Genomic DNA, 4,911 nt, shown 5'->3' on the forward strand with positions numbered 1-4,911 from the left:
TGTTTAACAGGGTATATACTTAATTTTAGAGTGTTTCTAATACGCTTTGGCTAGATGGGGGGAGAGCAATGATTAATCCATTTAAATATCAGCCCAAAGGGGATAAAAAAATACAGATTATTTTAATGAATATCGCATGAAAATATATGAACGCCGCCAAGCTGTTGGTTTGAAGGATTTATATGGGGACATTTGTGGAGTCGTTGTACAGGTACAAACCGGTGACGCCATTAGTTATCTAAATGAACTATATATCATGACCCCCTATCGTTATGCCGTTAGTTATATTAGTGCAACACACAAAATTTATTTTCTTGTTAATACCCCAGATAGTCCCATTTTTATTGTACTGGAACCTCTGGATCCAAATTTCAAAGATGATATTACCCGTATTAATAAAATGTATCCTAATGGAAGAGAAAAGTATAATGCTCGTTATGTCGGAGAAATATTTAAAACGAAAGACAAAGATGAGACTCGTAAAATTTTAAGATCACAGGATTTTCATTTTCATGATGCCGACATGACTGAGAATAAATTTTATTGTAATGAACATTTTTATTTTACTCGTCTATCAGATTATTGCTTCAATAGCACAGGTTATACTGACGGTGATATTTTTGATTTTGATCGCCTCAATTTAGGACAACGATTTTATTTAACCAAACAGGAAAAGAAACGTTTAGATCAAGCGGAACAATTTAGCCTTGATAAAGGCATTAAGCCTTTGCTTAAAGGGATTGATCATATGGCAACGCGAATTTTAGCTGGCGAGCGCGAGGATGCAATTTTAGAATTCCTTTGCTTATCTAATTATTATTTCTGGGGTGCCTATAATATTAGTGATATGAACTCATCAACCAATGTCAATCGTGTAGCTCATGGGCAGGATATTCAATCACCTGCTAAGGTATTTACTGCCAATAATACCCCTTTTATGGTGAATTCCTTTAAAGGCCTCCCTATGCCTACTGAGAATTTTGTCAGAAACTATGGGCGACGCATGCATCATATTGCCATCGAGGTAGCAGATGGCGATCATAGTTCGGGTAAAAAGAATATCGATTATGTCATTGAGATTTTGCGTGACGAAGCCAATATTGAGTTTTTAGCAAAGATTTTTGGGGCATGTAAGGACGAGCCTGATTTAAAACAAATATTTTCTAAGCATTCTAAATATTCAATCTTGATCACAGAATATGTTGAGCGTTGTCATGGTTTTGATGGCTTTTTACTAAAGAGAATGTAGCTGCTTTAACTGAAGCAGCAAGCCTGGATGAAACAGTGAACATGCATAATAAAAAGCATGGCCTGATTGGTGATTGATCGGGGCAACATTGTTTTTATTGTATGAGAGGCATTATGAACATTGCCTGGCTTACAGATATTCATTTAAATTTTTAGATAGTAATGCCCGTCATCTATTCTATAAAGCGCTTATTCATAGCGGTGCCGATCGAATTATTATTAGCGGTGATATTGCTGAAGCACCTACTGTTAACAGTGTCTTGCTAGAGATGCGCGACGTGTTAGCTAAACCCATTTATTTTGTCCTTGGAAATCATGATTATTATCATGGGCGCATTGCTAACGTTCGTGCACAAATGCAACACTTGACGAATCAGGAACCATTGCTGTTTTGGCTGGCAGCTGCTGGGCCGCTTTTACTGGAAAAAGACATTTATTTATTGGGACAAGATGGGTGGGCGGATGGGCGATTTGGCGATTATTACAGCAGCTCAATTATAATGAATGATAGCAGAATGATTGAGGATTTATTTCAGAAAAACTGTCTAGGTAAAACTGAGCTTTTAGTAAAAATGCAAGAGTTGGCTGATAATGATGCACAGCAATTAAAAGAAAATCTGAGAGCGGCAATTACCAAGCATGCTGAGCGTATGATTATTGTAACTCATGTACCTCCTTTCCAGGAAAGCACCTTGCTTGGAGAAAAAAGAAATACCATTGATTTCCTTCCTTTTTATACCTCAAAAGCAACTGGTCAGGTATTAATCACAATCGCTGAGGAATATACTCAGCTTGATTTTTTAGTATTGTGTGGACATATCCATAGTAAAACTAACTATCAACCTCGCCATAATTTAACAGTTAAGACAGGCCAGGCAGAGTACTATAATCCGGCTATTCAAACAATTTTTATATTGTAATCAAGTAGAAGAAGCTGCGCGATTTCGAGCGCGCAGCGTTTATGAGGATTATTTATAGGTGAAAGAAACCATAGAGAATAGCTGAGATAGCTATTAGCCCCATAAGACTAATAAAAGTATTCTGAAGTGGTTGCCGGTATTTTTTCATTGCTGGTACTTTAGCAATGGCATACATGGGCATTAAGAAAAGTATGATAGCAATGACTGGTCCACCAAGCGTCTCAATCATACCTAGGATACTCGGGTTAATTGTAGCAACAACCCAGCAAGTGATGATGATGAATATTTCAATCAATCGATGTACTTTCTTGCTGCAGACACTGATGTGGCGAACACGTAGAGATTTAACAATTAAGCCATGTAAACCTTCGCTGGCACCAAGATAGTGCCCCAGGAATGATTTGGCAATCGCAATGAACGCAATCATCGGAGCGATATAAGCAATGACGGGTGTATGAAAGTGGTTAGCCAAATAAGACAAAATAGAAATATTTTGTTGTTTTGCTAAAGCTAAGTCCTGTGGTGATAGACTGAAGACACAGCTAAATACAAAAAACATGACTGTGGTTACCATCATGATATGGCTATATTTCAGAATCCATGAACTTTTCTCATCGGCTTTTTCCCCATATCGTTGCTTTTGATTAACGGCAAAAGACGAAATAATAGGGGAGTGGTTAAAAGAAAATACCATAACCGGAATGATGAGCCATAGGGTCATGAGTGAGCCATGCGATTCACCATTTATTGTGCTGCTGTGTTGCAGGATAGCGTCGTTCCAGTGAGGAATTAGATAAATAGAGAGTAAAAGTAAAATACTCACAAAAGGGTAAACTAACAGGCTCATGGATTTTACAATCATTTGCTGACCAAAACGGACAATAGCCATCAAACTCAAAATTAGAATAATTGCTAACAGTGCACGTGGCGGCGCATTCATACCCAATTGATTGACGATGAAGCTTGCGGCGGTATTGGTAATGGCCACGCTATACATGAGCAAAATTGGATAGATGGCAAAGAAATAAAGCAAGGTAAGCACTTGCCCAGCAGCACGACCAAAATGTTCATCAACCACTGCTGTAATGTCAGTTTTTGCTGAGGAACCAGAAAGTACAAAACGGCATAGAGCTTGGTGAGAAAAATAAGTCATGGGAAATGCAAGCAAAACCATAATGAGCAATGGCCAAATACCATTTAATCCGGCATCTATGGGAAGAAAAAGGGTTCCGGCACCAATTGCTGTACCATAAAGACTTAGCATCCATACAGTATCTTGCTTTTGCCATGCCGAAAATTGGCTTTCTTTTTCTGGTATGACCACAGAAATGTCATTTAGAGACATAAAAAACATCCTCGTTTATTGCTATGAATTAAAGTAGTTCATGGCCCGGTTAAGTATTTTTCCAATATAATATGTATTTTTTTATACAAAAACCCCACCATGTTATCTAAAGGTATTAGATAAATCAAGACGTAGAATTTTTCGTCATCTTTGAACTTAAAAGAAAATCACTCTTGTAGCTGTAGAGGGTGTCTGTTGTTAAGCGCAAAAAATAGAGACTATATTCCCACATATTTATTTTAAATTTTTGAGCTAAGCTTTTAGCAGAAATTTTATTTTTTGTGATTCTTGCCAAAATATATAAAGATTTTATTGTGGTAGGTATATTAGAGATTTATTGAAAGAACTTTCAAGAGACTCCCATGTTGATAAGAGATGAAGCAATTCAGCTTCTGCAAAAGCAAAGGTACATGCAGGTCCCCTTTGCAATAAAACAGAATGTTCTGGAAGAGGCCGTTATTGCTTTTTTCAAATTTTTAGAAGAGCCAGATTCAGTTAAAAATTATATTGATTTTACTATTGCTCCAATACATCGTAGAGGAGATGTAGGTTTTAAACATCGTGATCCTAATGATCATCTTTATAACGACAGCAAGGATTTTTTCATTTCCATCCCGCTTTATTTAAACGCTATAGGGATTTTTTAAAAGCCCATCCCGTAGTTCTGGATTTTGTAATGAAGGCCAAACCCATATGGGAGTTAGTTTATAAAACAGTGCATGGTATCTTGCAGGTTTTTGAGAAGCGATTTCCTGGGACTATGGATAAAGTTTTTGCTACCGACGATGTTCATATCCTGCTGCGTTTCCTCCGCTATAATTGGCAAGAATCTGGAAAATATCTGGCTAAACCTCATTTTGATGCGGGTTCTTTTACTTTGGCAATTGCCGAAAGCTCCCCTGGCCTAAGAATTGGTAGTTGTCCTGATGATTTGAAGCTTGTGGAACATAAAGATGAGCATGCAGTATTTATGCTAGCAAGTAATTTCAAGCAAATTATGAGTACCAATGAATTTTCAGCAGGTTGGCATGATGTGGTTCAATTGGATGAAGCACTGATAGGCAAACCTTATGCGCGATGGGCTATTGTCGCTTTTATTGAGGCTCATGGGGTGAAAGCGTTGCCGCGGTCAGAAACGCATAAATGACATCTCAATGAGGAGATGCAATAGGGCGTATTTCTATCCTTATTGTGCTGCTCTAAAGAGCGTTTAATCCAGCATTAATATATCTTTGCCAAAGCGTTCCAATTCTTTTTCAGACTGCAACTCAATAAAATTTGCATGCGGATATTTGGCTCTTAAGGTATCCAAAATGAATGAACACGTTTTTCATAATCCCACATGGATTTTAATAAGTCGTATAACTTCGTATAATGTATGCTATACGAAGTTATTAC

At 37.4% G+C, this 4,911-nt stretch carries 5 protein-coding genes; 4 read left to right on the plus strand and 1 reads right to left on the minus strand.

The features are described 5' to 3' along the window. Positions 1-136: 136 nt before the first annotated feature. Both BN58_RS24115 and BN58_RS24120 read left to right on the plus strand, forming a co-directional pair. A complete protein-coding gene (locus BN58_RS24115; RefSeq protein ID WP_019216759.1) occupies positions 137-1,249 on the plus strand; it encodes a hypothetical protein in 1,113 nt (370 codons plus the stop codon). An 88-nt stretch (positions 1,250-1,337) separates the two neighbouring features. After that, positions 1,338-2,168, plus strand: a complete 831-nt coding sequence (locus BN58_RS24120) for a metallophosphoesterase family protein (protein WP_232220511.1) — start codon at positions 1,338-1,340, stop codon at positions 2,166-2,168. A 52-nt stretch (positions 2,169-2,220) separates the two neighbouring features. Here the strand turns inward: BN58_RS24120 and BN58_RS10365 are convergent, their stop codons facing one another. Continuing rightward, positions 2,221-3,513, minus strand: coding sequence for a serine/threonine transporter (locus BN58_RS10365; protein WP_019216760.1), 1,293 nt, complete (start codon positions 3,511-3,513; stop codon positions 2,221-2,223). A 362-nt stretch (positions 3,514-3,875) separates the two neighbouring features. Here BN58_RS10365 and BN58_RS10370 point away from each other — a divergent pair, with 362 nt between their 5' ends. Together BN58_RS10370 and BN58_RS10375 are read left to right on the plus strand one after the other, a co-directional pair. Next, positions 3,876-4,160 (plus strand): hypothetical protein, encoded by a 285-nt coding sequence (locus tag BN58_RS10370; protein ID WP_019216761.1) that lies wholly within the window; start codon positions 3,876-3,878, stop codon positions 4,158-4,160. Positions 4,161-4,189: 29 nt separating this feature from the next. After that, entirely contained in the window at positions 4,190-4,660 is a 471-nt protein-coding gene (locus BN58_RS10375) for a hypothetical protein (protein ID WP_019216762.1), read from the plus strand. Positions 4,661-4,911 lie beyond the last annotated feature (251 nt).

Source organism: Legionella tunisiensis (assembly GCF_000308315.1).
GTDB classification, from domain to species: domain Bacteria; phylum Pseudomonadota; class Gammaproteobacteria; order Legionellales; family Legionellaceae; genus Tatlockia; species Tatlockia tunisiensis.